Source organism: Pseudomonas capsici (assembly GCF_017165765.1).
GTDB classification, from domain to species: Bacteria; Pseudomonadota; Gammaproteobacteria; order Pseudomonadales; family Pseudomonadaceae; genus Aquipseudomonas; species Aquipseudomonas capsici.
The window spans coordinates 135259-160918 of record NZ_JAFGZD010000002.1 but is presented as its reverse complement, the minus strand read 5'-3'; the positions used below and the strand labels follow the sequence as shown (position 1 = coordinate 160918).

Genomic DNA, 25660 nt, shown 5'->3' with positions numbered 1-25660 from the left:
GCGCCGCCACTATACCCGCCTCGCAGTCACTATCCGAATGGAGACTCCACTGGAGCGCTTGTTTCAGTGCGAAGCTACAGCTCGATCAATGAACATCCTTCCAGTATTCACGCTTGAGCAGATACGCGAAGACAAAGAAGAAGGCCAGATAAAGCAGCACATAAGTGCCTATACGCTGATGCTGCAGTTTAACCGGATTGGCTGAATAGGCCAGAAAGGTCACCAGATTCTTGATCTTCTCGTCGAACTGCTCTGCGGTCAGACTGCCGGTTTTCGGCACGATGGTCAGTTGATCGCAGGCCTCATGAGTCAGCGGCGCACCGGTAAGAGGGTCATATTGTTTCTTGCCCTCCTCGACCACCTGCACCTGCTTGCATCCCACCACCTGCCGGCCTTGAAGGCTGGCCAGCACGTTAGGCATACCGACATTGGGGAACACTCTGTTATTCACCCCCAGTGGACGAGCCGGGTCCTCATAGAACGAGCGCAGATAGCCATAAAGCCAGTCAGTGCCACGCACTCGCGCCACCAGCGTCAGGTCAGGCGGCGCAGCACCGAACCAGGTCTTGGCATCGTTTGGCTGCATGCCGGTGGTCATGTGGTCGCCGATCTTGGCTCCCGTGAACACCAGCTTTTCCAGCATCAGTTCATGGGGAATCCCAAGATCATCGGCTACACGCTCGTAGCGCTGATATTTGGCGCTGTGGCAGCCCATGCAGTAGTTGACGAACGTCCGTGCGCCATCCTGCATCGCAGCTTTGTCGGAGACATCGATATCGACCTTTTCCAGCTCTGGAGCACCATGCTCGGCGGCGAACGAGATGACAGGCAGAATCGCGAGGATCAATACAGCAAATAGCTTTTTCATCAGCCAGTCACCCTTTCTGGAACCGGTTTGGTCTTCTCTAGCCGGGTATAGAACGGCATCAGAATGAAGTAGGCGAAGTACAGAAAGGTGCAGATCTGCGACAGCAACGTGCGTTCGGGGGTCGGGGCCAGAACGCCCAGTACACCGAGGATCACGAAAGCGACACAGAACAACAGCAGCCAGATCTTGCTCAACCATCCCTTGTAGCGCATCGACTTGACCGGGCTTCTATCCAGCCACGGCAGCACGAACAGCACCGCAATGGCCGCCCCCATGGCGATAACGCCCATGAGTTTGTCCGGGATCGCCCGCAAGATCGCGTAGAACGGCGTGAAGTACCAGACAGGCGCGATGTGCTCCGGCGTCTTGAAGGCATTGGCTGCCTCGAAGTTGGGCTTCTCGAGGAAGTAGCCGCCCATTTCAGGGAAGAAGAACACGATGGAACAAAAGACGAAGAGGAACACCACTACGCCGACAATATCCTTCACGGTGTAATAAGGATGGAAAGGAATGCCATCCAGGGGAATGCCGTTTTCGTCCTTGAGCTTCTTGATGTCCACACCATCCGGGTTGTTGGAACCCACTTCATGCAGCGCCAGAATGTGTAACACCACCAGACCAAGCACCACGATCGGCAGAGCGACCACGTGTAAAGCAAAGAAACGGTTCAGGGTAATCCCGGAAATCAGGTAATCGCCGCGAATCCATTGGGTCAGGTCGTCACCAATGACCGGAATGGCACCGAACAGCGAAATGATCACCTGAGCCCCCCAGTACGACATCTGCCCCCAGGGCAGCAGGTAGCCCATGAAGGCTTCAGCCATCAGCGCCAGGTAAATCAGCATGCCGAACACCCAGACCAGCTCCCGCGGCTTTTGATACGAGCCGTAGAGCAAGCCACGGAACATATGCAGGTAGACCACGATAAAGAAGGCGGAGGCACCGGTGGAGTGCAGCAGACGCAGGATCGCGCCGTACTCGACGTCACGCATGATGTATTCGACGGACGCGAACGCCTCTTCAGCCGAAGGCGTATAGCTCATGGTCAGCCAGACACCGGTGAGGATCTGATTGACCAGAACCAGCAGCGCCAGGGAGCCGAAAAAGTAGAAGAAGTTGAAATTCTTTGGAGCGTAATACTTGCTGAGATGGTCTTCCCACATCTTTGTCGCCGGGAAGCGAGCATCGACCCAATCCATGAACTTGCTCATCACGCACCCTCCTTATCCACGCCAATGACAATGACACTGTCCGACTCATAGGAATGCGGGGGTACTGGCAGATTCAGCGGCGCGGGTTGCGACTTGTAGACCCGACCGGCCAGATCGTAATGAGAGCCGTGACAAGGACAGAAATAGCCCCCCACCCAGTCCTTGCCAAGATCGACCGGCGCGACTTCAGGACGGAAGGTCGGCGAGCACCCAAGGTGCGTACACAGACCGACCAGAAGCAGGATTTCCGGCTTGATCGAACGAAGCGCCGGATCAACATACGAAGGCTGAACAGAAGCCTTGGACTCGGGATCGGATAACTGGCCGGTGATCTTGCCGAGGTTATCCAGAATCTCCTTGGTACGACGAACAATGAATACCGGTTGACCGCGCCACTCAGCAATCATCTGCTGCCCTGCTTCAATCTTGCTGATATTCACCTTGACCGGTGCCCCTGCGGCTTTCGCCTTGGCACTGGGGAACCATGACCCCACGAACGGGACCGCAGCCCCCACCGCTCCTGCTGCACCAACCACGGATGTGGCTGCCACGAGGAAGCGACGCCGGCCTGCATTCACGCCGTCATTGCTCATTCCGTCCTCTCCCATCAGCTATGTGGCCTGTTTGATCAGGCGTCTATTAATTTCAATCTAGCTGCTTATAGATTTGGCCGGATGGTAAATAAAAACCCTTCATTTAACAAGGTAATAAGACCGCACAAAAAGTAGGAAACCTTGTAAATCAAGGCTTACAGCCCTGTGGCACGTTGTCACACATATTTAACAGGCATAAAAAAACGCCCAGCTCCGAAGAGGCTGGGCGTTCTTTTTGAACGAAGTGCGAATTAACGCTTCGAGTACTGCGGACGCTTACGCGCTTTACGCAGACCGACTTTCTTACGTTCAACTTCACGAGCGTCACGAGTAACGTAACCGGCTTTACGCAGGGCGCTACGCAGAGTTTCGTCGTATTGCATCAGAGCGCGAGTGATACCGTGGCGGATTGCGCCAGCTTGACCACTTACACCGCCACCGATAACGGTGACGTAGATGTCGAACTTCTCAACAGTTTCGGTCAGTTCCAGTGGCTGACGAACTACCATGCGGGCAGTTTCGCGGCCGAAGAACACGTCCAGAGAACGGTTGTTGATCGAGATGTTACCAGTGCCCGGACGCAGGAAAACGCGTGCGGTTGCGGTCTTGCGACGGCCAGTGCCGTAATTTTGAGTCGCCGACATAATGAACTATTCCGTTAAAACTTCAGTTCTTGGGGCTGCTGAGCAGTATGAGGGTGTACAGCGCCCGCATAGACTTTCAGCTTACGATACATGTCGCGACCCAGCGGGTTCTTAGGCAGCATGCCTTTGACCGCGGTCTCGATCACGCGCTCAGGAGCTTTATCGATCAGCTTTTCGAAGTTGATCGATTTGATCCCGCCCGGAAAACCGGAGTGAGAGTAGTAAATCTTGTCGGAAGCTTTAGCACCGGTAACGCGGATTTGCTCAGCGTTGATAACGACGATGTAATCACCGGTATCGACGTGCGGAGTGTATTCCGGTTTGTGCTTGCCACGCAGACGGCTCGCGATTTCGGTGGCCAGACGACCCAGGGTCTGACCAGCAGCGTCGACGACGAACCAGTCGCGCTTAACTGTTTCCGGTTTAGCAGTAAAAGTTTTCATTCTTTATAGCCTCAGGGGCCGCCTGAAAATGAGACGGCGGATCTTACTGAATAGTGCGTACTTTGACAAGTCAAAGGCAGCCGGAAACAGACGCTATCGGGGGCTCGGGTCAGCGCGTCCGTTATACGGCAAGATTCTTCGGCAGACGGCGCATCACTTCCACTGCAAAGAGCTGGCGGATTATACAGGCTGAAAAAATAACCTCAACCAGATTTTCCACTCACGATCCGTTTATTGCCCTGACAGGCCAGCCATCAGGTTGGCAGGCCTGTCAGTCACGGTTTTGCAGGCTAGACACACCCGCGAAAAAATAAGACGATTCAGCCGTTGTTTGACCACTATTCCATATAAGAACAAAAGATTATGCCGATTCAACAGACCGCCCCGCTGCGGCGTGTAAGCATTCTTGCCACTGACAAGGTATTCGCCTCAACCCTGATGCAGGCCAAGGATTTTTTCCATCTGGCCAGCCTGCGATACAGCAAGCAACTGGGACATGGCCTCAAGCCTGCCTTTGAAATCCGCCTGGTGAGCCCGGACGGCATGCCCGTCGGCAGCTTCAGCGACGTCACCCTGCCCGTAGACGGCCCATTGTGCGAAAGCGACATCATCGTCATCCCGGCATTCTGGGACGATTTCGACAGCCAGCTACAGCAATACCCGCAAATACTGCCATGGCTGCGCGAACAGCACGCCAGCGGCGCCGTCCTGTGCGGCGAAGCCACCGGAGTGTTCTGGCTGGCCGAAGCTGGCCTGCTGGACGGCAAGGAGGCCACAACGTACTGGCGCTTCTTCAATGCATTCAGCGAGAGGTTTCCCAAGGTCCTGCTCAATCAGGAAAAACACCTGACAGACGCCGACAACCTGTATTGCGCAGGCGGCACCACCTCGGCCTGCGACCTCTATATTTATCTGATCGAACGTTTCTGTGGCTCGAACGTCGCCCAGGCAGTAGCCCGCGACATCCTCTATGAGGTGCGACGCAGTTATTCACCGGGAAGGATAGGTTTTGGCGGCCAGAAGCTGCATCAGGACGTGATAATCCTGCAGATCCAGCACTGGCTTGAAGAACACTTCGCGGACAAATTCCGCTTCGAAGATGTGGCCCGCAACCACGGCATGAGCATCCGCAACTTCATGCGCCGCTTCCAGGCCGCTACCGGCGACAAGCCCCTGCATTACCTGCAGCGCCTGCGCATCGAAACAGCCAAGGGACTGCTCTCGGGGACCCGCAAGAGCATCAAGACCATCAGCTATGAAATCGGCTACGACGATGCGAGCTTCTTCGCCCGCCTGTTCCGCCAACACACCGACCTGTCGCCGAATCAGTACAGGCAGCAGTTTCAGCAGGCCGCATAGCGGCCTGCCGAAAAGCTACAAGCTGCAAGTTTCAAGCTGCAAGAAGATCAAAAGCAGAACTCGATCTGCCCTTACTTGCAGCTTATGACTTGCCGCTTGCAGCTTCGCCCTTAAGGCTTATGCGCCCGCGCCAGAAACTCGTGGGATTGCATTTCCAGCAGGCGGCTCAGGGTACGTGCGAACTCGAACGTCAGACGCCCGCCCGTGTACAGGTCCTTCAACTCAACCTCGGCCGAAATGATCAGCTTGACGTTGCGGTCGTAGAATTCGTCGACCATGTTGATGAAGCGGCGAGCAATATCGTCGGTAGTGACGCTCATCTGCTCGACACCGCTGAGCAGTACGGCGTGGAAAATCTTGCCCAGTTCGATGTAGTCGTTCTGGCTGCGAGGCCCATCGCACAGTTCGCGGAAATCGAACCATGCCACATCGTCACAGGTACGCAGGGCGCGAATCTCGCGGTTTTCGATGATCAGCACATCGTTTTCGATGGTCTGCGCACACTCGGGCGTCAGCGCCTTGAAGCTTTTGCGCAGGCTTTCATGGGCGGCTTCATTGAGCGGGAAGTGGAACAACTCGGCCTGCTCCAGATGGCGCAGGCGATAGTCGACGCCGCTGTCGACGTTGACGATATCGGTGTTCTGCTTGATCAGGGCAATGGCCGGCAGGAAGCGGGCGCGCTGCAGGCCATCCTTGTACAGGCCATCGGGCACGATGTTGGACGTGGCAACCAGGGTCACGCCATTCTTGAACAGCTCTTCCATCAAGGTGCCAAGAATCATGGCATCGGTAATGTCGGAGACGAAGAATTCGTCGAAGCAAATCACCCGCGCCTCGTCGGAAAAGCGCTTGGCGATAAGGGTAAGCGGGTTCTTCTCGCCCTTGAGGGTTTTCATCTCTTCGTGCACACGCTTCATGAAGCGGTGGAAGTGAGTCCGCACCTTCTGCTCGAACGGCAGGGCATCGAAGAACGTATCGACCAGATAGGTCTTGCCCCGGCCCACGCCGCCCCAGAAATACAGCCCCTTGACCAGGGTCGGTTCTTTCTTGCCGAACAGCTTGCCGAACATGCCCGGCTTGCTGTTGTTTGCAGCAACCAGATCTTCGTACAGACGCTGCAAGTGACGCACAGCGTTTTCCTGCGCGGCATCGTGGAAGAAGTCAGGGCGTTTCAGATCTGCTTGATATCGTTCTAGGGGCGTCATATTCGCTAACAAGGCAACAAAAAAGCGGGCCGTCACTGTAGCGATGGCCCGGGGGAATGGCAATCAATCCTGCAAGGCTTTGAGCTCAGCCAGCAAGCGCTCTATACCGGCCTGTACGGCTTCGGCACTTTCAAACTGCGGGCTTTCAGCCTTGGCATTGCCAAAAGCCACCTCAAAGTGGAGATCAGAGGTGATGATGAGTGGCTCGCCCGGCCCCAGCAGACTTTTGCTGGCAGCGCCTGCCGTCTTGCCATCGGCAAACTTGTCCGACAGCAGCAACTGCTCACCATCGGCAGCCAGCAGACGGAAACGGAAACTGCCGTCGTCTTCACGGAAGCTCACAACCCGTGCGCCCTTGGCAGCTTTCTTCTTGCCGGTTTCGACATTCTGCGTAACCGTGCGGAAGGAACGCAGGCCCACCGCCTCGCGCAGCTCTTCAAGGAACGGCGTGGCGGCACGACGGGCTTTCTGGGCACCGGCGAGCAGAATGTCTTCCAGATCCGCAGGACGCTCGATCAGCGCATGGTACTTGTCGCGAGCCTCGCTCAGTTCGCCATCCAGCAGCTTGAACAGACGACTCTTGGCTTCTCCCCAACCCAGCCCCTGCAGCAACTCGGAGCGGAACTCGGCCGACTTCTCGGCACTGGAGAATGCCTGATAGAGCGTGAACAGGTGGGAGTTGTCCGGATCCTTGGCTTCGCCCGGGGCGCGCGAGTCGGTGACGATACGCGAGATCGCGTCTTTCATGTCCTTGGCGCTGCTGAACAACGGAATGGTGTTGTCGTAGCTTTTCGACATCTTGCGTCCATCCAGACCGGGCAGCGTCGCAACGCTTTCCTCGATCAGGGCTTCAGGCATGACGAAGAACTCCTTGCCCTTGCCAAACAGATGGTTGAAGCGCTGACCGATATCGCGGGCCATTTCGACGTGCTGGATCTGGTCACGACCGACCGGCACTTTATGGGCGTTGAACATCAGAATGTCGGCAGCCATCAACACCGGATAGCTGAACAGGCCCATGGTGATGCCCGCATCCGGGTCTTCACCGGCCTCGACATTCTTGTCCACGGAAGCCTTGTAAGCGTGAGCCCGGTTGAGCAACCCCTTGCCGGCCACGCAAGTCAGCAGCCAGGTCAGTTCCGGGATCTCGGGAATATCGGATTGGCGATAGAAGGTCACTCGATCGACATCCAGACCGGCAGCCAGCCAGGTCGCGGCGATTTCCAGACGCGAGCGCTGGATGCGCTGCGGGTCGTCGCACTTGATCAAGGCATGGTAATCCGCAAGGAAGTAGAACGAATCGACGTCCTTCTGGCGGCTGGCGACGATGGCCGGGCGAATCGCGCCCGCATAGTTGCCCAGATGGGGAGTACCGGTGGTGGTGATACCGGTCAGGATACGAGTAGTCATGGCAGGTCGCTTATTCTATGGCTGCAATCAATTCGAGAGACGCGGCAGGACCAGATCTTTCAGGTCGGTCAGCTTGCCGTGGAAAAAGTGTCCGCATTCTGCCACTTTCAGCAGCTCATGGGGGCGTTGCAGAAGCGCAGACCATGCATAGACCATTTCAGGGTCAACGACTTCATCGCTTTGCGGCTGAATGACCGTCAGCGGACAGTTCTGCGGCAGCACGCTCTGGTCTTTCAGGCGCGATGCGGCAGCGGCCACCAGAAACAGGTGCTTGAGCTGCTCTCCCTGAGCCTCCAGACGCCCGCCGAGCGTAGCCGCCACATATCCGCCAAAGGAAAACCCCAGCAGCGTGATGGGCAGATCCGGCTGTTGTTCACGCAGCCACTGCGCGACGGCAACCGCATCTTCCACCTCTTCCGGCCCGGCAACCGAAGTACCGGCACTGGCACCGACGCCACGATAATTGAAACGTAACGTAACCAGACCGGCATCGCGCGCAGTACGCTGCAGCGTCGAAACCACTTTATTGAGCATCGTTCCACCCTGGATCGGGTTAGGATGGCAAATCAGCGCCAGGCCCACGGCACCGGGCAGATCCTGATAAAGCGCTTCAAGCTGACCTTCGGGGCCATCAATGAATACTGGGGTTTCACGCATGGACAAAATAAACTCCGTGACCTCGAAATGGATCGACTCGTCTAGCTGATTGTCTGTGGCTGACATATGAGCGACGCGTCGCGGGTATACAGCGCAGGTTAGAGCCGTTAACGTAAAGCAAAGCCGTTTATAGAGGAAGGACTCGTGGAACACTCGCTCTTAGTTTGGTTGTTGCCGACTCTTGCCCTGGTTGCCGGTGTCGTCATTGGTTTCCTGGTCGCACGTCTGCTGCCCAATACCGTTCCGAATAACACCCAGCGCCAGCTGGACAGCATTCAGGAGCGCTTCGATACCTATCAGAACGAGGTGGTCACTCACTTCAACAGCACGGCTACCCTGGTACAGAAACTCTCGCAAAGCTATCAGGAAGTCCAGGAGCATCTCGCCGAGGGTGCCAACCGTCTGGCCCTTGACGAACTGACCCGCCAACGCCTGCTGGCGGCCCTGCACCCTGAGGCCAATCAAGCGCCTCGCGACCGTCTTACCCCGCCACGTGACAGCGAAGCACCAAAGGACTACGCGCCCAAGGCACCCAACACGCCGGGCATGCTGGATGAGCATTACGGTCTGAAAAAGCCGTAAGCGACCGATAAACAGAAAGCCCGCCATTCGGATCGAATGGCGGGCTTTTTTGTTGGGGCTTTTTCGCGAAGGACTCAGATAGCGCCGCGAGTGCGCAACAGGTCCAGTACCAGCTTGACGCCCTCTTCCACGCTCAACGACTGGGTATCGATCACCAGATCGGCATCCAGCGGTACATCGTACGGGAAGGACTCACCCGGAATGTTGTCGCCTTCGGCGGCATACAGGCCTTGTGGATCACGTTCACGGCAGACGGTTGGCGAAGCCTGGACGTAGACCGTCAGCAGACGCTCCTTGCCAACCAGCGCCTTGGCGCGTTCGCGACCTTCGGCATCCGGCGCAACGAAAGCTGCCAGGGTCAGCAGGCCGGCTTCGTTGAACTGACGGGCCACGTGGGCAGCACGACTCCAGTTCTCGGTACGACCGGCACGGTCCTGTGGCAGACCTTTGTTCAGGTCATGACGCAGGTTCTGGCCATCGAGGACATAAACCGCACGTCCCATGTCAAACAGCTTGCGCTCGACCGCGTAGGCCAGCGTGCTTTTGCCTGCCCCCGACAAACCGCTGAATAACACCGTAGCCGGCTTCTGGCCGAAGCGCTGGGCACGCTCCTGAGTCGATACGTGAGCCAGTTCGCCATGGTGATTCGCGCCACCGGCACTGACCGGCTTGGCGATGATCATGCCCGCCGCAACCGTGCCGTTGGTCAGGCGATCGATGACGATGAATGCACCCGTGGTGCGATTGCTTTCGTAGCCATCCAGCGCGATAGGCGCGTCGAGGCTGATCTTGACCCGACCAATCTCGTTCAACTGCAGGGCGCTGGCAGGGTCTTCGACCAGCGTGTTCACATCGACGCGATGCGTGATGCTGGCAATCGAGCCAGGCACATAGCTGGTAGCGCGCTTGATGTCGTATTTCTTGCCCGGCAGCATCGGCTCTTCTGCCATCCACACCAGCATGGCGTCGAACGCATCGCTGACTTGAGGGACGTTGTCGGCATGCACCAGCAGGTCGCCACGGGAGATATCGATTTCATCTTCCATGGTCAGGGTGATGGCCTGACCCGGACCGGCCTGCTCCAGCTCACCTTCGAAGGTGACGATGGATTTGACGCGACTGCTCTTGCCCGACGGCAGCACGACGATTTCATCGCCCTTGTGCACGATACCGCTGGCCAGGGTGCCGGCAAAACCACGGAAGTTCAGGTTCGGACGGTTGACGTACTGCACCGGGAAACGCAGGTCCGCATAGTTGCGGTCGTTGGCAATTTCAACGGTTTCGAGAATTTCCATCAGCGACTGGCCGGTGTACCAGGGCGAACGCTCGCTCTTGTTCACCACGTTATCGCCCTTGAGCGCCGACATCGGCACGAATGCCATGGTGGTCGGCTTGAAGGCCAGGCCTTCGGCGAACTTCAGGTAATCGGCCTTGATCGACTCGAAGACGCTCTCATCGAAGCCCTTGAGGTCCATCTTGTTGATGGCCACGACAATGTGCTTGATGCCCAGCAGCGAGGCGATGTAGCTGTGACGACGGGTCTGGGTCTGCACACCGTAACGGGCATCGACCAGAATGATCGCCAGATCGCAGGTCGATGCACCGGTCGCCATGTTACGGGTGTACTGCTCGTGGCCCGGCGTATCGGCGATGATGAACTTGCGCTTGGCGGTAGAGAAGTAGCGGTAAGCGACATCGATGGTGATGCCCTGCTCGCGCTCGGCCTGCAGACCATCCACCAGCAGCGCCAGATCCACGTCATCGCCGGTGGTGCCGGACTTCTTGGAGTCACGAGTAATGGCTTCCAGGTGATCCTCGTAGATCATCTTGGAATCGTGCAGCAGACGCCCGATCAGCGTGCTCTTGCCGTCATCGACGTTGCCACAGGTAAGAAAGCGCAGCATTTCCTTGCGTTCGTGCTGGCCCAGATAGGCGAGGATGTCCTCGCTGATCAATTCGGATTGATGGCTCATAGGGTTTAAGCTCCAAGTTGTAAGCTTCAAGCGGCAAGCTTGTCGGCGTACAACTAGTCAGAATTTTTTTGTTATGGGCACTCAAAGACACCCACAAAGGGCGGCAACCTGCAAAACCCTGAAGCTACGCAATGCGCTTCCAACTTGCAGCTTGCCGCTTGTAACTTGAAGCTTAGAAATACCCCTGCCGTTTCTTTTCTTCCATCGAGCCTGCGCCGTCGTGGTCGATGACCCGGCCCTGGCGTTCGGAAGTTCGTGTCAGGAGCATTTCCTGGATGATGTCGGTGAGGCTCGTGGCTTCGGATTCGACGGCACCGGTCAGCGGGTAGCAGCCAAGGGTACGGAAGCGCACTTTCTTCTTGACGATGCGGGCCTTTTCCTCGTCGGTAAGGTGCTCGAGGATGCGCTCGTCGTCGATCATGATCAGGGTGCCGTTCTTCTCGATGACGTCGCGCTCGGCGGCGAAGTACAGCGGCACGATCGGGATGCCTTCGAGATAGATGTACTGCCAGATGTCCAGCTCGGTCCAGTTCGACAGCGGGAACACGCGGATCGACTCGCCTTTGTTGACGTTGCCGTTATAGACGTTCCACAGCTCGGGACGCTGGTTCTTCGGGTCCCAGCGGTGCTTGCTGTCGCGGAACGAGTAGACACGTTCCTTGGCACGGGATTTTTCCTCGTCACGCCGTGCGCCGCCGAAAGCTGCGTCGAAACCATGCTTGTCCAGTGCCTGCTTCAGGCCCTCGGTCTTCATGATATCGGTGTGCTTGGCGCTGCCGTGGGTGAACGGGTTGATGCCCTGTGCAACACCGTCGGGGTTGACGTGGGTGATCAGGTCCAGGCCCATCTCCTCGACCATCTGGTCGCGGAAGCGATACATTTCCTGGAATTTCCAGCGGGTATCGACGTGCATGACCGGGAACGGCAGCTTGCCAGGGAAGAAGGCCTTGCGCGCCAGGTGCAGCATCACGGCAGAGTCCTTGCCGATCGAGTACAACATCACGGGGTTGTCGAACTCGGCGGCGACCTCGCGGATGATGTGGATGCTTTCCGCCTCCAGCTGTTTCAGATGCGTCAGTTTGTCAACCATGGTTACTCACGGATTGCATTCGTTGTGGGCCGGGAAGAATCCTCCCGGGCGGCCAGCGGGCCGTATTCGAGCCGCGCACTTTATCATGAGGCATACCGCATAATCAGCGCGCCGGATAGATCGAAACGATCTATCCATATAGCCCGACGTTTGGATCTGTCAGATCGGATTCGGGCAATCGATGAAAATATGCTCCAGAGCAAAACGTCGCGCCAGATAGTCGCCCAGTGCCTGAACACCGTAGCGCTCGGTTGCGTGGTGCCCTGCTGCGATAAAGCTGATGTCGTTCTCGCGGGCGCTGTGAAAGGTCTGTTCCGAGGCTTCTCCGCTGAGAAACAGGTCCACGCCTTCAAGCACGGCCTGATCGATGTAGCCCTGCCCACCACCACTGCACCAGCCCACGCGCCGGATCATCTGGCTGCCTTCGATCAACAGCGGTTCGCGCCCCAGGGCGTCCTGCACGCGGCGGGCAAAATCACGAGGCGTCATCGGCTCGGAAAGAGAACCGACCAGACCGACTACCTTGGGATTCTCGGGGTCCAGCGGGCCTTCGACCGTGATATCCAGCTGACGGGCCAGTTGCACGTTATTGCCCACGTCAGGATGAACGTCCAGAGGCAAGTGATAGGCCAGCAGGCTGATGTCGTGCTTGAGCAATGTCTTCAGGCGACGCTGTTTCATACCCACGACACAAGGATTCTCGCCCTTCCAGAAATAGCCATGATGGACCAGGATCAGGTCGGCCTGGGCCTCGACAGCGGCATCCAGCAAAGCCTGGCTGGCCGTCACGCCACTGACGATACGCATGATTTGCGGTCGGCCTTCGACCTGCAAACCGTTGGGGCAATAATCCTGAATGCGGGCACTGTTGAGATAGCGGTCGGCCTCTTCGACCAGGGTACTGAGGGCAACAGCCATAAAAGACTCCTAAATATGCAGTTCAGAGCTGCCTTGTGCTCGTATAATGCCCGCCATTATGGCGCACCCGTGGAAAAATCTTTGCGCCTGTAACCATCAGGACTTGCTCAATGTTAAAGGCACTGCGCTTTTTCGGCTGGCCATTGCTGGCTGGCGTGCTCATCGCCATGTTGATTATCCAGCGCTACCCGGAATGGGTCGGGCTGCCCAGCCGGGATGTAAACCTGCAACAGGCTCCCAAGGTCACCACTGTGATGCAGGGCCCTTCGTCCTATGCCGATGCAGTGAGTGCCGCTGCACCCGCAGTGGTCAACCTCTACACCACCAAGATGGTGAACAAGGGCAACACCCCCACCATGTTCGAGGATCCTCAGTTCAGAAGGTTCTTCGGCGACAACGCTCCCAAGCAGAAACGCATGGAGTCGAGCCTCGGTTCCGGCGTGATCATGAGCCCCGAAGGCTACCTGCTGACCAACAACCATGTCACCACCGGTGCCGACCAGATCGTGGTTGCCCTCAAGGACGGCCGCGAAACCATCGCCCGGGTGATCGGCAACGACCCCGAAACCGATCTGGCGGTACTGAAGATCGACCTGAAAAACCTGCCGGCCATCACCATTGCACGCTCCGACGGTATCCGTATCGGCGACGTGGCACTGGCCATCGGCAACCCGTTCGGTGTCGGCCAGACCGTCACCATGGGCATCATCAGTGCGACCGGACGCAACCAGTTGGGCCTTAATACCTACGAAGATTTCATCCAGACCGACGCTGCCATCAACCCCGGCAACTCGGGCGGCGCTCTGGTGGACGCTTCCGGCAACCTGACCGGCATCAATACCGCGATCTTCTCCAAGTCAGGCGGCTCTCAGGGCATCGGTTTTGCGATTCCGACCAAACTGGCGATGGATGTCATGAAGTCGATCATCGAACATGGCCAGGTCATTCGTGGCTGGCTGGGGATCGAAGTTCAACCCCTGACCCAGGAACTGGCTGACTCTTTCGGCCTGAAGGACCGCCCTGGGATTGTGGTTGCCGGAATCTTCCGCGATGGCCCGGCACAGAAAGCCGGCCTGCAACTGGGGGATGTGATCCTGAGCATCAATGGCGAACCGGCTGGTGATGGCCGACGCTCGATGAATCAGGTGGCACGCACCAAACCCAAGGACAAGATTGCGATCGATGTCATGCGCAATGGCAAGGAGTTGCGTCTGAGCGCCGAAGTTGGCCTGCGACCGCCACCGGCACCAACGCCGGTCGCGAAAGAACAGTGATCGTCGCAAGAGTGTAGATATCCGCATACCCGTCGCGGGCAAGCCCTCTCACACAAGCTTGCTCGCGACAGCGGTATGAAAGAACCTAGATCCCGCTCAATCCGTCCAGCAACGCCTGATTCTGCTCAGCCGTACCGATGCTGATCCGCAGGAACTGGGCGATCCGCTCCTGCTTGAAGTGACGCACGATAACGCCCTGCTCGCGCAGTTTCGCCGCCAGACCTGCCGCATCATGTTTCGGGTGACAGGCAAAGATGAAGTTGGCCGCCGAAGGCAACACTTCAAAACCCATACCTTCCAGCTTCTCGACCAATGCCTCGCGGCTGGCGATTACTGCATTGCGGGTGGTCTCGAAGTGTTCACGGTCTTCAAAGGCTGCCGTCGCACCGACAATCGCCAGACGATCCAGCGGGTAGGAGTTGAAGCTGTTCTTGACCCGTTCCAGCGCTTCGATCAGATCCGGATGCCCTACAGCAAACCCGACCCGCAAACCGGCCAGTGAACGGGATTTGGAGAGCGTCTGGGTCACCAGCAGGTTCGGATAACGATCAACCAGCGCAATCGCTGTCTCGCCGCCGAAATCGACATAGGCCTCATCGACCACCACTACCGAATCCGGGCTGGCCTTGACGATCTGCTCGACCGCCTCCAGCGGCAGCAGGCAGCCGGTGGGCGCGTTCGGGTTCGGGAAGATGATCCCCGCATTCGGTTTTGCATAATCCGCCACGCGAATCCGGAACTGCTCGTCCAGCGCGATAGCGTCATATTCGATGCCGTACAGACCGCAATACACCGGATAGAAGCTGTAGCTGATATCCGGGAACAGCAGGGGCTTGTCGTGCTGGAACAGCGCGTGAAAGATGTGCGCCAGCACTTCGTCGGAACCATTGCCCAGAAACACCTGACTGGCCTGCACACCGTAATACCCGGCCACCGCCTGCTTGAGCAGGTCACTGTTGGGGTCAGGATACAGACGCAGGTCATCGGTCAATGCCGCACGCATTGCCTCAAGCGCCCTGGGCGAAGGCCCGTAAGGGTTTTCGTTGGTGTTGAGCTTGACCAGCTTGGTCAGCTTCGGCTGCTCACCCGGCACATAAGGCACCAGACTGCTGACGAAAGGACTCCAGAATTTACTCATTACTTGCCTTCCTCTGTGCTGCCCGCACTCCAGTTGCTATCGGTGATCCGGTACTCGGCACTGCGAGCGTGCCCGGTCAACGATTCGCCCCGGGCCAGGACCGAAGCGGTCTTGCCCAGTTCGGATGCACCTTGCGGCGAGCAGTAGATGATCGATGAGCGCTTCTGGAAGTCATAGACACCCAGCGGCGAAGAAAAACGTGCAGTGCCGGAAGTCGGCAGTACATGGTTCGGACCGGCGCAGTAGTCGCCCAGCGCCTCGGACGTGTGACGCCCCATGAAAATCGCACCGGCATGGCGAATATGCGGCAACCAGGCGTCAGGATCGGCGACCGACAGCTCAAGGTGTTCCGGCGCAATGCGGTTGGCGACATCGATGGCTTGCTGCATGTCGGCCACCTTGATCAGGGCACCACGGCCATTGATCGAGGTTTCGACAATGGCGGCACGCTCCATGGTGGGCAGCAATCGAGTGATGCTGGCGGCTACCTTGTCGAGGAACTCGGCATCAGGGCTGACCAGAATCGCCTGGGCATCTTCGTCGTGCTCGGCCTGGGAGAACAGGTCCATGGCAATCCAGTCCGGATCGGTCTGGCCGTCGCAGACCACAAGGATTTCCGAAGGCCCGGCGATCATGTCGATCCCGACCTGACCGAATACATGGCGCTTGGCAGTGGCGACATAAATGTTGCCAGGGCCGACGACTTTGTCCACCTGTGGAACGCTTTCAGTGCCGTATGCCAGCGCAGCAACAGCCTGCGCGCCACCGATGGTAAAGACGCGGTCCACACCGGCGATGCAGGCAGCAGCCAGCACCAGCTCGTTGATCTCGCCACGCGGGGTCGGCACGACCATGACCACTTCGGCCACGCCGGCCACTTTCGCCGGGATGGCATTCATCAGCACCGACGAAGGGTAAGAGGCCTTGCCACCCGGCACGTACAGACCGGCACGGTCCAGCGGCGTGACTTTCTGGCCAAGCACGGTGCCATCGGCTTCGGTGTAGCTCCAGGAGTCCTGCTTCTGTTTCTCGTGGTAGCTGCGCACGCGAGCGGCAGCCGTTTCCAGTGCCTGACGCTGGGCAGGAGAAATGCGTGTCAGCGCCAGTTCCAGGCGCTCGCGAGGCAGGATCAGGTCAGCCATCGAGGCGACTTGCAGACCGTCGAAACGCTGGGTGAACTCGACCAGGGCTGCGTCACCACGCTCACGCACGGCCTTGATGATGTCGAGCACACGCTGGTTGACCGAATCGTCAGACACACTTTCCCAGCTCAGCAGATGATCCAGATGTCGTGCGAAATCCGGATCGGCAGCATCGAGTCGGCGTATTGCAGTGGGAGTGGTCATAGCGATATCTCAATAAGTGGCGGATGCTCAGGTGCCATAAGCTACCAAGCTATCCGCGCAGGCACCTGAGAAATTTGGCTATGACACGGATAGCTGGACGCGACTCGAAGGTCGCGTAATCGGATCAGCCGCGGTGTCGCGACTCTACTGCCTTGCGCAGAGTGTCGATGAGCGCCTGGATGCGCGCATGCTGCATTTTCATGGAAGCCTTGTTCACCACCAGACGCGAACTGATGGTCGCGATCAGCTCCTGCGGCTCAAGGCCGTTGGCGCGCAAGGTATTGCCGGTGTCGACCACATCGATGATCTTGTCGGCCAGCCCGATCAGCGGTGCCAGCTCCATCGAGCCATACAGCTTGATGATATCGACCTGACGGCCCTGCTCGGCGTAATAGCGCTTGGCAACATTCACGAACTTGGTCGCCACACGCAAGCGGCCTTTCGGCTCGGCAGCACCAATGGCTCCAGCGGTCATGAGCTTGCACTGGGCAATCTGCAGATCCAGCGGCTCATACAGCCCTTGGCCACTGTACTCCATCAGCACATCCTTGCCCGCGACCCCAAGATCGGCAGCACCATGTTCGACATAGGTCGGTACATCGGTAGCGCGCACGATCAGCAGACGCACGTCGTCCTGAGTCGTGGGGATGATCAGCTTGCGGCTCTTGTCCGGATTCTCGGTTGGCACAATGCCCGCCTCGGCAAGAAGCGGCAGTGTGTCGTCGAGGATACGGCCCTTGGACAGTGCGATGGTCAACATGGAAAACGTAAGTCCTTATCAGGAAACTTTTGCCCCGGGCAGACGGCCCGACACAACACTTGAGCCCGACATGACGGGCTCAAGGTGAAACGAATCAGAAAATCACACCGCAGGTTCCACTGCCCGGAAGACAGTGGAACCCCATGCTGCTAGCCCGGAACGCGGCGGATCTTGGCACCCAGCATTTGCAGCTTCTCTTCGATGCACTCGTAACCACGGTCGATGTGGTAGATACGATCGATCAGGGTATCGCCCTGGGCAACCAGCGCCGAGATCACCAGACTGGCCGAGGCACGCAGGTCGGTCGCCATCACTGGCGCGCCCTTGAGCACTTCGGTACCGGTCACGATTGCCGTGTTGCCTTCCACCTGGATGTGCGCGCCCATGCGATGCATTTCATAGACATGCATGAAGCGGTTTTCGAAGATGGTTTCGATAACGGCACCAGTGCCTTCCGCGATTGCGTTGAGCGAGATGAACTGCGCCTGCATGTCGGTCGGGAACGCCGGGTAAGGCGCGGTACGCACGTTGACGGCCTTGGGGCGCTTGCCGTGCATGTCCAGTTCGATCCAGTCCTCACCACTGGTGATTTCTGCACCGGCTTCCTGCAGCTTGAGCAGGACGGCTTCCAGGATGGTCGGATCGGTGTCCTTGACCTTGACGCGACCACCGGTGGCAGCCGCGGCAACCAGATAGGTACCGGTCTCGATGCGGTCAGGCATGACCTTGTAGGTCGCCGGGCCCAGACGCTTCACACCGTCGATGGTGATGGTGTCGGTACCGGCACCCTGGATTTTCGCACCCATGGCGATCAGGAAGTTGGCCAGATCGACGACTTCAGGCTCGCGGGCCGCGTTTTGCAGAACACTGCGGCCGTTTGCCAGACTGGCAGCCATCATGATGTTCTCGGTACCGGTCACGCTCACGGTATCGAAGAAGAAGTTGGCACCACGCAAACCGCCTTCAGGGGCCTTGGCCTTGATGTAGCCGCCTTCGACATCGATGATTGCACCCATGGCTTCCAGGCCACGGATGTGCAGGTCGACCGGACGCGAACCGATGGCGCAGCCGCCGGGCAGCGCGACTTCAGCTTCACCGAAGCGAGCAACCATCGGACCCAGTACCAGAATCGACGCACGCATGGTTTTAACCAGTTCGTACGGCGCGACCAGGGTCTTGATGGTGCGCGGGTCGATTTCGACGCTGAGTTTTTCGTCGATCACAGGCTCGATGCCCATCCGACCGAACAGCTCGATCATGGTGGTGATGTCGTGCAGGTGCGGCAGGTTCTGAACGACTACCGGGCCATCGGCCAGCAGCGTTGCCGAAAGAATCGGCAGGGCGGAGTTCTTTGCCCCGGAAATGCGAATTTCGCCATCAAGACGAACGCCGCCGGTAATAATCAATTTATCCATTAGAATCTCGACACCAATTGGCTCAGGTGCGCTCGGCCCAGGCAGCGCGGCTGAAAAATTTCATAGTGACCGCGTGGATGCTGCCATCGGCAATCCAAGGGTTCAGATGGGCATAGATGTTTTGCTGACGCTTGACGGGGCTCAGGCTGGCCATCTCGTCACTGATGATGTTCAGCTGGAAATTGCAGCCTTGGCCTTCAACTTCCACCTGGATTTCGGGCAGCTTTCCTTCAAGGAAGCTCTTAACTTCTACAGCCTGCATGCTTAACCTCGATCGGCGCCCTGTGTGCGCGGGTCGGCCATCATACAAAAAAGCCCATGCTATGCGAACCCCAACGCAAGGGGTGCCAGACAAAGGGCTTTCCCGATAACAGCTGTTAATGAATATCCAAAAGCTCGTTCAAGCCTGATACACGGGCAATTTCCCGCATATCCCCGGGCAATGACTGTACGCTGACCGACTTGCCCGCCTCGCTGGCGTCACGCATGAATGCCAGCAGCAGTGCCAGGCCGACACTGCTGGACTTCAGCACACCGGAGCAATCCAGAACGAGGTGAGGCGCATCGCTGGATTTGATGAGGGCCGCGCCCTGCTTGCGCAGTTGCGGCCCGCTACGGTAATCCAGCACGCCCGTCAGCTGCAATTGACCCGGAGAACCGAGGCGAACGGCAGATTCACTCATTGCGCCGCCTTCTGTGCAGCTTCGGTCGTCACTTCCTTGGCCTTGGCAACTTCGCCTGCCCAGCCATCGATGGTCTTGTCCAGATCGTTGCCATTACGCTGCATGGCGTCGGCGAACTGGTCACGGAACAGCTTGCCGATATTGATGCCATTGATGATCACGTTGCGGACTTTCCACTCGCCGTTGATTTTCTCAAGGGTGTAGGAAACCGGATAAACCGCGCCGTTGTTGCCTTTTACCTGCATATCGACGCTGGTGCGATCCGCACCCTCATCCTTGGCTGGCGAAACGGTGATGCCTTGGTTGTTGTACTCCAGCAGCGCATTGCCATAGAACTGCATCAGGCTGCGCTTGAAGTTTTCCTGGAAACGCTGCATCTGCTCAGGCGAAGCCTTGCGCGAGTACTTGACGGTCATGATGCTTCTGGAAATGCCATCAGCATCCACTACCGGACCGACGATACGGTTCAAGGCATCGTAGAACGCGCCCGGATTGGACTTGTACTGTTCTTTATTACTGGCCAGATCGCTCAGCAATTCCTTGGTGGTGCGATCTACCAGGTCATGAGCGGAGGGCGTTGTCGCCGCATTTGCCATCATCGGCAGCACGGCAAGCAATACCAGCAGACCACGGCGCAGGATAGAGATCATTTAAAGCTCCTCATTTGGCTTCTTTACTCACGGTATTGAGCAGGAATTTCCCGATCAGGTCTTCCAGCACAAGCGATGACTGCGTGTCATGGATCGTGCTGCCGTCCTTGAGCAGGGACTGGTCACCGCCCACGCTGATACCAATGTACTTTTCACCGAGCAGGCCGGAGGTCAGGATCGAAGCGGTGGAGTCAGAAGGCAGGTTATCCACCTTTTTCTGGATCTCCAGCGTTACACGACCGGTAAAGGTGTCACGATCCAGATCGATTGCCGTTACCCGGCCGATCGGCACACCCGCCATGCTCACCTTGGCTCTGACAGTCAAACCGGCGATATTGTCGAAGTATGCGTAAAGTTTATAGCTGTCATTGGTCGCACTGGCGCTCAAGCCGCTGACACGCAGGGCGAGCAATAGCAAAGCCAGTATCCCGGCCAGCAGGAACAGGCCGACTCCGGTTTCGATTGCACGGTTTTGCATCAGAAATCTCCAAACATCAAGGCGGTCAGAATAAAGTCGAGGCCCAACACTGCCAGTGAGGCATATACAACGGTTTTGGTCGTGGCACGGCTGATCCCCTCGGAAGTGGGTTCACAGTCATAGCCCTGGAAAACGGCGATCCAGGTCACCACGAAAGCAAAGACGACACTTTTGATAACACCGTTGAGCACATCGCTGGTGAAGGAAACGCTGCTCTGCATGTTCGACCAGAAGGAGCCGTCATAGACGCCCAGCCAGTCGATCGCGACCCATGAGCCGCCCCAGATTCCGACCACGCTGAAAATGATCGCCAGCAGCGGCAGCGAAATGAATCCGGCCCACAGGCGTGGCGCAATGATGTACTTGAGAGGGTCGACCCCGATCATTTCGAGGCTGGACAACTGCTCGGTGGACTTCATGTTGCCGATTTCCGCCGTCAGTGCGGAGCCGGCACGTCCGGCGAACAGCAGCGCCGTCACCACGGGACCCAGTTCGCGCAGCAGGGTCAATGCGACCATCTGGCCCACGGCCTGCTCCGAACCGTATCTGGCCAGAATGCTGAAACCCTGGAGCGCCAGCACCATGCCGATGAAAATCCCCGACACGACGATGATGACCAGAGACATCACGCCCACCGAGTACAACTGTTTGATCAGCAGCGAAAAACCGCCGCCTATCCCGCCACGCCCCAGCAAGGCATGGCCCAGAAAGATGCCGGATCGCCCCAGCACTGCAACGGTATCAATGGCCGAACGCCCAAACAGGCGAATACGGTCCAGCAATGACTTATTGCGCATCAGCGCTTCCCCAAAAGATCTTCACGGAAATCCGGTGCCGGATAGTGAAACGGAACGGGGCCGTCAGGCTCACCGGTCATGAACTGACGAATGCGCGGATTATCCGAGGACATCAGTTCCTGCGGCGTACCCTGCCCCAGCACCTGCCCGTCTCCGACGACGTAAAGGTAGTCCGCGATACTTGCCGTCTCGGAAAGATCATGAGACACCACGATACTGGTGATCCCCAGCGCATCGTTGAGCAAGCGGATCAGACGTACCAGAACCCCCATGGCTATCGGGTCCTGCCCGACAAAGGGTTCGTCATACATGAGAATCTGCGGATCGAGGGCGATTGCACGGGCCAGCGCCACACGGCGCTTCATGCCACCGGACAGCTCGTCGGGCATCAGTTCGAGAGCGCCGCGCAAGCCGACTGCCTGCAGCTTGAGCAGGACAATGTCGCGAATCATCTCTTCCGGCAACTGGGTGTGAACGCGCAAGGGAAAGGCAACGTTCTCGAAAACATCCAGATCGGTGAACAATGCGCCGCTCTGGAACAGGACACCCATGTTCTTGCGCGCATCGAACAGATCGCTGCGTGACAGCTCGGGCAGATTCTGGCCATTGACCCAGACCTCGCCCGAACTTGGCCGCAACTGCGCCCCCATGAGGCGCAGCAAGGTCGTCTTGCCACAGCCGGATGGCCCCATGATCCCGGTGACCTTCCCCTTGGGAATGCGAATATCGACATTAGTGAATATGCTGCGCGTGCCGCGTTTGAAGGACACTCCTTTCAAATCGACCGCGTAGGCGTCATCGGCGCTCATCTAAACTCCTTGCGATACAGCCTCTCCCTTCTCCTGCCAGACTCTCGCAAGAGACAGACAGCACGGGGCAGCCGAACAAGCCGCGCACTATATCACCGCAGCAGCACGCCACCCAAGAAGAGAACCTGTTTGTTAGATACCCCGCCGCACCTTGCAGGCACTCTGCATATGCAGAAATACCCCCGGGACAGGCCTTTCTATACCCCCGAAAGGCTGAGCAAACCAACCCGGATACAACTCCATGACGATCAGACGTGAGGGAATCGTACATTACCGCTATAATCGCCGCCTTTCAGCAAGCCGACTAATTCAAGATATGACCCGATCCAGCGACCTGACTCAATCCGCGCAACGAACCATCCGCCTCGAAATGGAAGCCATACAAGGCTTGCTCGGCCATCTCGATGCCGATTTCGTGCGCGCGTGCGAAATGATTCTGGCCAGCAAGGGACGCGTCGTAGTGGTCGGCATGGGCAAGTCAGGGCACATCGGCAGAAAGATCGCCGCCACCCTGGCCAGTACCGGCACGACCTCGTACTTCGTGCATCCCGCCGAAGCCAGTCATGGCGACATGGGCATGATCACCCGCGACGACATCATTCTGGCCCTGTCCAACTCCGGCACGACCAATGAAATCGTCACCCTGCTGCCCCTGATCAAGCGCCTGGGCATCAAGATGATCAGCCTGACGGGCAACCCGGCCTCGATCATGGCCAAGGCCGCCGATGTCAACCTCAACGTTCAGGTAGAACACGAAGCCTGCCCGCTGAACCTGGCACCCACCTCATCGACCACCGCGGCCCTGGTCATGGGCGACGCCCTGGCTGTTGCCCTGCTCGAAGCTCGCGGCTTCACCGCCGAAGACTTCGCATTCTCGCATCCGGGCGGCGCACTGGGCCGACGCCTGCTTCTGAAAGTCGAGAACGTCATGCACACCGGTGACGCCCTGCCCAAGGTGCTGCGTGGCACACCGCTACGTGATGCCTTGCTGGAAATGACCCGCAAGGGCCTGGGCATGACCGCAATCGTCGACGCCGACGGCAAGCTTGCCGGGATCTTCACCGACGGCGACCTGCGCCGCACCCTGGATCGCCCGATCGATATTCGCGAAACCACCATCGATGAAGTCATGACCATTCACGGCAAGACGGTACATGCCGACATGCTGGCCGCAGAAGCCCTGAAAATCATGGAAGACCACAAGATCGGCGCGCTGATAGTGGTCGACGCCACCGACCGCCCGACAGGTGCCTTCAACCTGCAGGATCTGCTGCGAGCGGGTGTCATGTAATGGCCACTATCGTGCTTTTTCCGAACCGGGAACACATCACCTGCCAGGGTCACGATCGGCCAGACTTGTCGCCTGCGCGCCGGGCAACAGCGCTGAAGCAGCCCGCCATGCACCCTTATGGAAGCCTTTTCTATGTTCAGTAAGAAAATACGCACGTTTCTGACCTTCGGGGTACTGGCGCTGCTGCTTGCTGCAGTCGGCTACTGGAATATCAGCCCGGAAAGCTTCATGGACCAGCCTGTCGCCACCACCGACGACACCGCCATCGACTATTACGCCATCAATGCCCATAGCGTGCAGTATCTGCCCGACGGCAAGATGCAATACGACATGACTGCCGACAAGGTCGAGCACGTCAAGGCCACGGACATCACCCTGCTGACCAAGCCCGACCTGCACATGTACCGCGGCACCCTGTTCCCGTGGCACGTACAGAGCGAGCGTGGCGAGGTCTCGCCGGGCGGCACCGAAGTCGAACTGATCGACTCCGTGCGTGTTGCACGTACCGATGAAAAGCAGCGTACGACTATCATTACCAGCAGTCGTATGACCGTATTCCCACAGAAGCAATATGCGCAGACCGAGCAAGTGGTTAGAATCGACGCCGCTGGCGGTGTAACGACAGCCAAGGGAATGAAAGCGTATTTGAACGACGGCAGGATGGACCTGCTGTCCAACGTAAGAGGACAGTATGAGTCTCGTTAAAACTCTTCCTTTTTTGCTCGGCCTGGGCGCAGCACTGGGAAGCCCGAGCGCCTGGTCCCTGCCAACCGACCGCGATCAGCCGATCCACATCCAGTCTGACGATGCGCAGCTCGATGACAAGAAAGGCGTTGCCACCTACAAGGGCAACGTGATCATCACTCAGGGTTCGATGAAGATCACCGGCAACACCGTGACCATCACTCGTAACGCACAGGGCGAAGTCGACGTATTCACCTCCGTCGGCAACCTGGCCTATTACGAGCAGAAACCCTCGGTAGACAAGCCGATCGTGCAGGCCTATGGCGTCACCATCCAGTATTACGCGGCACAGGACCGCATCGTGCTGATCGACAAGGCCAAGGTCATCAACGACGGCAATACCTCCGAAGGCGAGAAGATCGTCTATGACACCGTGAAGCAGGTCGTCACCGCTGGCCGCGCCAATGGCGGCGCCAAAGTGACTGCACCGCGTCCACGGATCGACATGGTCATCCAGCCCAAAAAGAAAACCGAACAGCAGAAGGCCCAGTAAATGGCGACGCTTAAAGCCCAGCATCTGGCTAAAAGCTACAAGAGTCGTCAGGTCGTACGCGACGTAAGCCTGTCCATCGACAGCGGTCAGATCGTAGGCCTGCTCGGCCCCAACGGTGCCGGCAAGACGACCTGCTTCTACATGATCGTCGGCCTGGTGCAGGCCGATCAGGGCCGCGTCCTGATCGACGATCTCGATGTCAGCCACCAGCCGATGCACGGTCGTGCCCGCGCCGGTATCGGCTATCTGCCCCAGGAAGCCTCGATCTTTCGCAAGCTGTCCGTTTCCGACAACATCATGGCCATCCTCGAGACCCGCAAGGAACTCGACGCAGCCGCACGTCGCAAGGAACTGGAAAGCCTGCTTCAGGAATTCCACATCACCCACATCCGCGACAACCTGGGCATGAGCCTGTCGGGTGGTGAGCGCCGCCGCGTGGAAATTGCACGGGCACTGGCTACCGCTCCCAAGTTCATCCTGCTCGATGAACCCTTCGCAGGCGTGGACCCCATCTCGGTGGGCGATATCAAACAGATCATTCATCATCTGAAAGCCAAGGGCATCGGCGTGCTGATCACCGATCACAACGTCCGCGAAACCCTGGACATCTGCGAAACCGCCTACATCGTCAACGACGGGCAACTGATTGCCGAAGGCGACTCGGAAACCATTCTGGCCAACCAACTGGTGAAAGAGGTCTACCTCGGCCACGAGTTCCGCCTGTAGTCGATCCTGTGTGAGCTCTCTTGATGCGAGCTTTGCCCGAGCATCCTGTTGACAATGCATTTTTTGTCATGACGCTCTAGGCAAACACTTCAGATTCAGGCAT

General features: G+C 58.0%; 28 protein-coding genes. 7 read left to right on the top strand and 21 right to left on the bottom strand.

The genetic code is table 11. The annotated features are described in order from the left end of the window. Nucleotides 1–85: 85 nt before the first annotated feature. The 5 genes from JSY17_RS03470 to rplM form a co-directional block, all read right to left on the bottom strand. A complete protein-coding gene (locus tag JSY17_RS03470) occupies nucleotides 86–868 on the bottom strand; it encodes a cytochrome c1 (RefSeq protein WP_117165812.1) in 783 nt (260 codons plus the stop codon). Beyond that, complete coding sequence (locus JSY17_RS03465; protein WP_117182144.1) at nucleotides 868–2079, bottom strand: cytochrome b; 1212 nt, start codon at nucleotides 2077–2079, stop codon at nucleotides 868–870. The genes JSY17_RS03470 and JSY17_RS03465 overlap by 1 nt, the downstream gene beginning before the upstream one ends. Further along, entirely contained in the window at nucleotides 2079–2672 is a 594-nt protein-coding gene (gene petA, locus JSY17_RS03460) for a ubiquinol-cytochrome c reductase iron-sulfur subunit (RefSeq protein ID WP_117165810.1), read from the bottom strand. Before petA ends, JSY17_RS03465 begins: the two co-directional genes overlap by 1 nt. A 251-nt stretch (nucleotides 2673–2923) precedes the next feature. After that, nucleotides 2924–3316 carry a 30S ribosomal protein S9 gene (gene rpsI / locus JSY17_RS03455; RefSeq protein ID WP_025261753.1) on the bottom strand — a complete coding sequence of 131 codons (393 nt, stop codon included), beginning with the start codon at nucleotides 3314–3316 and terminating at the stop codon, nucleotides 2924–2926. Nucleotides 3317–3330: 14 nt separating this feature from the next. Continuing rightward, nucleotides 3331–3759: a 50S ribosomal protein L13 gene (gene rplM / locus JSY17_RS03450; RefSeq protein WP_025261754.1), complete on the bottom strand. Its 429-nt coding sequence runs from the start codon at nucleotides 3757–3759 to the stop codon at nucleotides 3331–3333. Nucleotides 3760–4221: 462 nt separating this feature from the next. Between rplM and JSY17_RS03445 the strand changes: the two genes are divergently transcribed. Further along, nucleotides 4222–5118, top strand: a complete 897-nt coding sequence (locus JSY17_RS03445; protein ID WP_162881763.1) for a GlxA family transcriptional regulator — start codon at nucleotides 4222–4224, stop codon at nucleotides 5116–5118. 110 nt (nucleotides 5119–5228) lie between these two features. Here the strand turns inward: JSY17_RS03445 and zapE are convergent, their stop codons facing one another. The 3 genes from zapE to JSY17_RS03430 form a co-directional block, all read right to left on the bottom strand. Then, nucleotides 5229–6323 carry a cell division protein ZapE gene (zapE, locus tag JSY17_RS03440; RefSeq protein WP_117165808.1) on the bottom strand — a complete coding sequence of 365 codons (1095 nt, stop codon included), beginning with the start codon at nucleotides 6321–6323 and terminating at the stop codon, nucleotides 5229–5231. A gap of 63 nt (nucleotides 6324–6386) precedes the next feature. Continuing rightward, nucleotides 6387–7733: a tryptophan--tRNA ligase gene (locus JSY17_RS03435; RefSeq protein ID WP_206400565.1), complete on the bottom strand. Its 1347-nt coding sequence runs from the start codon at nucleotides 7731–7733 to the stop codon at nucleotides 6387–6389. Between the two features lie 27 nt (nucleotides 7734–7760). Then, the gene (locus JSY17_RS03430) at nucleotides 7761–8390 is read right to left on the bottom strand and encodes an alpha/beta hydrolase (protein ID WP_117165806.1); all 630 of its coding nucleotides are present in this window, start codon (nucleotides 8388–8390) and stop codon (nucleotides 7761–7763) included. 144 nt (nucleotides 8391–8534) lie between these two features. Here JSY17_RS03430 and JSY17_RS03425 point away from each other — a divergent pair, with 144 nt between their 5' ends. Further along, entirely contained in the window at nucleotides 8535–8972 is a 438-nt protein-coding gene (locus JSY17_RS03425) for a YhcB family protein (protein ID WP_117165805.1), read from the top strand. 74 nt (nucleotides 8973–9046) lie between these two features. Here the strand turns inward: JSY17_RS03425 and cysN are convergent, their stop codons facing one another. The 3 genes from cysN to JSY17_RS03410 all read right to left on the bottom strand — a co-directional run bounded on the left by cysN (nucleotide 9047) and on the right by JSY17_RS03410 (nucleotide 12953). Continuing rightward, nucleotides 9047–10945: a sulfate adenylyltransferase subunit CysN gene (gene cysN / locus JSY17_RS03420; protein WP_117184935.1), complete on the bottom strand. Its 1899-nt coding sequence runs from the start codon at nucleotides 10943–10945 to the stop codon at nucleotides 9047–9049. A gap of 172 nt (nucleotides 10946–11117) precedes the next feature. Beyond that, the gene (gene cysD, locus JSY17_RS03415) at nucleotides 11118–12035 is read right to left on the bottom strand and encodes a sulfate adenylyltransferase subunit CysD (protein ID WP_117165803.1); all 918 of its coding nucleotides are present in this window, start codon (nucleotides 12033–12035) and stop codon (nucleotides 11118–11120) included. A gap of 159 nt (nucleotides 12036–12194) precedes the next feature. Continuing rightward, the gene (locus tag JSY17_RS03410; RefSeq protein WP_025261762.1) at nucleotides 12195–12953 is read right to left on the bottom strand and encodes a Nif3-like dinuclear metal center hexameric protein; all 759 of its coding nucleotides are present in this window, start codon (nucleotides 12951–12953) and stop codon (nucleotides 12195–12197) included. A gap of 110 nt (nucleotides 12954–13063) precedes the next feature. Between JSY17_RS03410 and algW the strand changes: the two genes are divergently transcribed. Beyond that, a complete protein-coding gene (gene algW / locus JSY17_RS03405; protein WP_117182141.1) occupies nucleotides 13064–14227 on the top strand; it encodes a Do family serine endopeptidase AlgW in 1164 nt (387 codons plus the stop codon). Between the two features lie 85 nt (nucleotides 14228–14312). Here the strand turns inward: algW and hisC are convergent, their stop codons facing one another. From hisC to JSY17_RS03355, 10 genes are all read right to left on the bottom strand, one after another. After that, nucleotides 14313–15365: a histidinol-phosphate transaminase gene (gene hisC, locus JSY17_RS03400; protein WP_206400555.1), complete on the bottom strand. Its 1053-nt coding sequence runs from the start codon at nucleotides 15363–15365 to the stop codon at nucleotides 14313–14315. Beyond that, on the bottom strand, nucleotides 15365–16711 hold the full coding sequence (gene hisD / locus JSY17_RS03395) for a histidinol dehydrogenase (RefSeq protein ID WP_117165800.1): 1347 nt from the start codon (nucleotides 16709–16711) through the stop codon (nucleotides 15365–15367). Before hisD ends, hisC begins: the two co-directional genes overlap by 1 nt. Before the next feature lie 124 nt (nucleotides 16712–16835). Continuing rightward, nucleotides 16836–17471, bottom strand: a complete 636-nt coding sequence (hisG, locus tag JSY17_RS03390) for an ATP phosphoribosyltransferase (protein ID WP_025261766.1) — start codon at nucleotides 17469–17471, stop codon at nucleotides 16836–16838. Between the two features lie 149 nt (nucleotides 17472–17620). Beyond that, nucleotides 17621–18886 (bottom strand): UDP-N-acetylglucosamine 1-carboxyvinyltransferase, encoded by a 1266-nt coding sequence (murA, locus tag JSY17_RS03385; protein WP_117165799.1) that lies wholly within the window; start codon nucleotides 18884–18886, stop codon nucleotides 17621–17623. Between the two features lie 22 nt (nucleotides 18887–18908). Continuing rightward, nucleotides 18909–19148 (bottom strand): BolA family protein, encoded by a 240-nt coding sequence (locus JSY17_RS03380; protein WP_025261768.1) that lies wholly within the window; start codon nucleotides 19146–19148, stop codon nucleotides 18909–18911. A gap of 115 nt (nucleotides 19149–19263) precedes the next feature. Next, on the bottom strand, nucleotides 19264–19569 hold the full coding sequence (locus JSY17_RS03375) for an STAS domain-containing protein (protein ID WP_117165798.1): 306 nt from the start codon (nucleotides 19567–19569) through the stop codon (nucleotides 19264–19266). Beyond that, on the bottom strand, nucleotides 19566–20219 hold the full coding sequence (locus tag JSY17_RS03370) for an MlaC/ttg2D family ABC transporter substrate-binding protein (RefSeq protein ID WP_117165797.1): 654 nt from the start codon (nucleotides 20217–20219) through the stop codon (nucleotides 19566–19568). The genes JSY17_RS03375 and JSY17_RS03370 overlap by 4 nt, the downstream gene beginning before the upstream one ends. 10 nt (nucleotides 20220–20229) lie before the next feature. Beyond that, nucleotides 20230–20697, bottom strand: a complete 468-nt coding sequence (gene mlaD, locus JSY17_RS03365; RefSeq protein WP_025261771.1) for an outer membrane lipid asymmetry maintenance protein MlaD — start codon at nucleotides 20695–20697, stop codon at nucleotides 20230–20232. Next, nucleotides 20697–21494: a lipid asymmetry maintenance ABC transporter permease subunit MlaE gene (mlaE, locus tag JSY17_RS03360; protein WP_117165796.1), complete on the bottom strand. Its 798-nt coding sequence runs from the start codon at nucleotides 21492–21494 to the stop codon at nucleotides 20697–20699. The genes mlaD and mlaE overlap by 1 nt, the downstream gene beginning before the upstream one ends. Next, complete coding sequence (locus JSY17_RS03355; RefSeq protein ID WP_117165795.1) at nucleotides 21494–22303, bottom strand: ATP-binding cassette domain-containing protein; 810 nt, start codon at nucleotides 22301–22303, stop codon at nucleotides 21494–21496. Before JSY17_RS03355 ends, mlaE begins: the two co-directional genes overlap by 1 nt. A 316-nt stretch (nucleotides 22304–22619) precedes the next feature. On the opposite strand from JSY17_RS03355, the gene JSY17_RS03350 reads away from it, so the two are divergent. The 4 genes from JSY17_RS03350 to lptB all read left to right on the top strand — a co-directional run bounded on the left by JSY17_RS03350 (nucleotide 22620) and on the right by lptB (nucleotide 25557). Continuing rightward, the gene (locus JSY17_RS03350) at nucleotides 22620–23594 is read left to right on the top strand and encodes a KpsF/GutQ family sugar-phosphate isomerase (RefSeq protein WP_206400546.1); all 975 of its coding nucleotides are present in this window, start codon (nucleotides 22620–22622) and stop codon (nucleotides 23592–23594) included. 132 nt (nucleotides 23595–23726) lie between these two features. Continuing rightward, the gene (gene lptC / locus JSY17_RS03345; protein ID WP_122371684.1) at nucleotides 23727–24299 is read left to right on the top strand and encodes an LPS export ABC transporter periplasmic protein LptC; all 573 of its coding nucleotides are present in this window, start codon (nucleotides 23727–23729) and stop codon (nucleotides 24297–24299) included. Further along, complete coding sequence (lptA, locus tag JSY17_RS03340) at nucleotides 24286–24831, top strand: lipopolysaccharide transport periplasmic protein LptA (protein WP_117165792.1); 546 nt, start codon at nucleotides 24286–24288, stop codon at nucleotides 24829–24831. Before lptC ends, lptA begins: the two co-directional genes overlap by 14 nt. Continuing rightward, nucleotides 24832–25557: an LPS export ABC transporter ATP-binding protein gene (gene lptB / locus JSY17_RS03335; RefSeq protein WP_117165791.1), complete on the top strand. Its 726-nt coding sequence runs from the start codon at nucleotides 24832–24834 to the stop codon at nucleotides 25555–25557. The last annotated feature ends 103 nt before the right edge of the window (nucleotides 25558–25660 follow it).

Excerpts from the sequence above, each read along its gene's own strand:
- JSY17_RS03470 (WP_117165812.1), bottom strand. The coding sequence starts at position 868 with ATGAAAAAGCTATTTGCTGTATTGATCCTCGCGATTCTGCCTGTCATC.
- JSY17_RS03465 (WP_117182144.1), bottom strand. The coding sequence starts at position 2,079 with ATGAGCAAGTTCATGGATTGGGTCGATGCTCGCTTCCCGGCGACAAAG.
- petA (WP_117165810.1), bottom strand. The coding sequence starts at position 2,672 with ATGAGCAATGACGGCGTGAATGCAGGCCGGCGTCGCTTCCTCGTGGCA.
- rpsI (WP_025261753.1), bottom strand. The coding sequence starts at position 3,316 with ATGTCGGCGACTCAAAATTACGGCACTGGCCGTCGCAAGACCGCAACC.
- rplM (WP_025261754.1), bottom strand. The coding sequence starts at position 3,759 with ATGAAAACTTTTACTGCTAAACCGGAAACAGTTAAGCGCGACTGGTTC.
- zapE (WP_117165808.1), bottom strand. The coding sequence starts at position 6,323 with ATGACGCCCCTAGAACGATATCAAGCAGATCTGAAACGCCCTGACTTC.
- JSY17_RS03435 (WP_206400565.1), bottom strand. The coding sequence starts at position 7,733 with ATGACTACTCGTATCCTGACCGGTATCACCACCACCGGTACTCCCCAT.
- JSY17_RS03430 (WP_117165806.1), bottom strand. The coding sequence starts at position 8,390 with ATGCGTGAAACCCCAGTATTCATTGATGGCCCCGAAGGTCAGCTTGAA.
- cysN (WP_117184935.1), bottom strand. The coding sequence starts at position 10,945 with ATGAGCCATCAATCCGAATTGATCAGCGAGGACATCCTCGCCTATCTG.
- cysD (WP_117165803.1), bottom strand. The coding sequence starts at position 12,035 with ATGGTTGACAAACTGACGCATCTGAAACAGCTGGAGGCGGAAAGCATC.
- JSY17_RS03410 (WP_025261762.1), bottom strand. The coding sequence starts at position 12,953 with ATGGCTGTTGCCCTCAGTACCCTGGTCGAAGAGGCCGACCGCTATCTC.
- algW (WP_117182141.1), top strand. The coding sequence starts at position 13,064 with ATGTTAAAGGCACTGCGCTTTTTCGGCTGGCCATTGCTGGCTGGCGTG.
- hisC (WP_206400555.1), bottom strand. The coding sequence starts at position 15,365 with ATGAGTAAATTCTGGAGTCCTTTCGTCAGCAGTCTGGTGCCTTATGTG.
- hisD (WP_117165800.1), bottom strand. The coding sequence starts at position 16,711 with ATGACCACTCCCACTGCAATACGCCGACTCGATGCTGCCGATCCGGAT.
- hisG (WP_025261766.1), bottom strand. The coding sequence starts at position 17,471 with ATGTTGACCATCGCACTGTCCAAGGGCCGTATCCTCGACGACACACTG.
- murA (WP_117165799.1), bottom strand. The coding sequence starts at position 18,886 with ATGGATAAATTGATTATTACCGGCGGCGTTCGTCTTGATGGCGAAATT.
- JSY17_RS03380 (WP_025261768.1), bottom strand. The coding sequence starts at position 19,148 with ATGCAGGCTGTAGAAGTTAAGAGCTTCCTTGAAGGAAAGCTGCCCGAA.
- JSY17_RS03375 (WP_117165798.1), bottom strand. The coding sequence starts at position 19,569 with ATGAGTGAATCTGCCGTTCGCCTCGGTTCTCCGGGTCAATTGCAGCTG.
- JSY17_RS03370 (WP_117165797.1), bottom strand. The coding sequence starts at position 20,219 with ATGATCTCTATCCTGCGCCGTGGTCTGCTGGTATTGCTTGCCGTGCTG.
- mlaD (WP_025261771.1), bottom strand. The coding sequence starts at position 20,697 with ATGCAAAACCGTGCAATCGAAACCGGAGTCGGCCTGTTCCTGCTGGCC.
- mlaE (WP_117165796.1), bottom strand. The coding sequence starts at position 21,494 with ATGCGCAATAAGTCATTGCTGGACCGTATTCGCCTGTTTGGGCGTTCG.
- JSY17_RS03355 (WP_117165795.1), bottom strand. The coding sequence starts at position 22,303 with ATGAGCGCCGATGACGCCTACGCGGTCGATTTGAAAGGAGTGTCCTTC.
- JSY17_RS03350 (WP_206400546.1), top strand. The coding sequence starts at position 22,620 with ATGACCCGATCCAGCGACCTGACTCAATCCGCGCAACGAACCATCCGC.
- lptC (WP_122371684.1), top strand. The coding sequence starts at position 23,727 with ATGTTCAGTAAGAAAATACGCACGTTTCTGACCTTCGGGGTACTGGCG.
- lptA (WP_117165792.1), top strand. The coding sequence starts at position 24,286 with ATGAGTCTCGTTAAAACTCTTCCTTTTTTGCTCGGCCTGGGCGCAGCA.
- lptB (WP_117165791.1), top strand. The coding sequence starts at position 24,832 with ATGGCGACGCTTAAAGCCCAGCATCTGGCTAAAAGCTACAAGAGTCGT.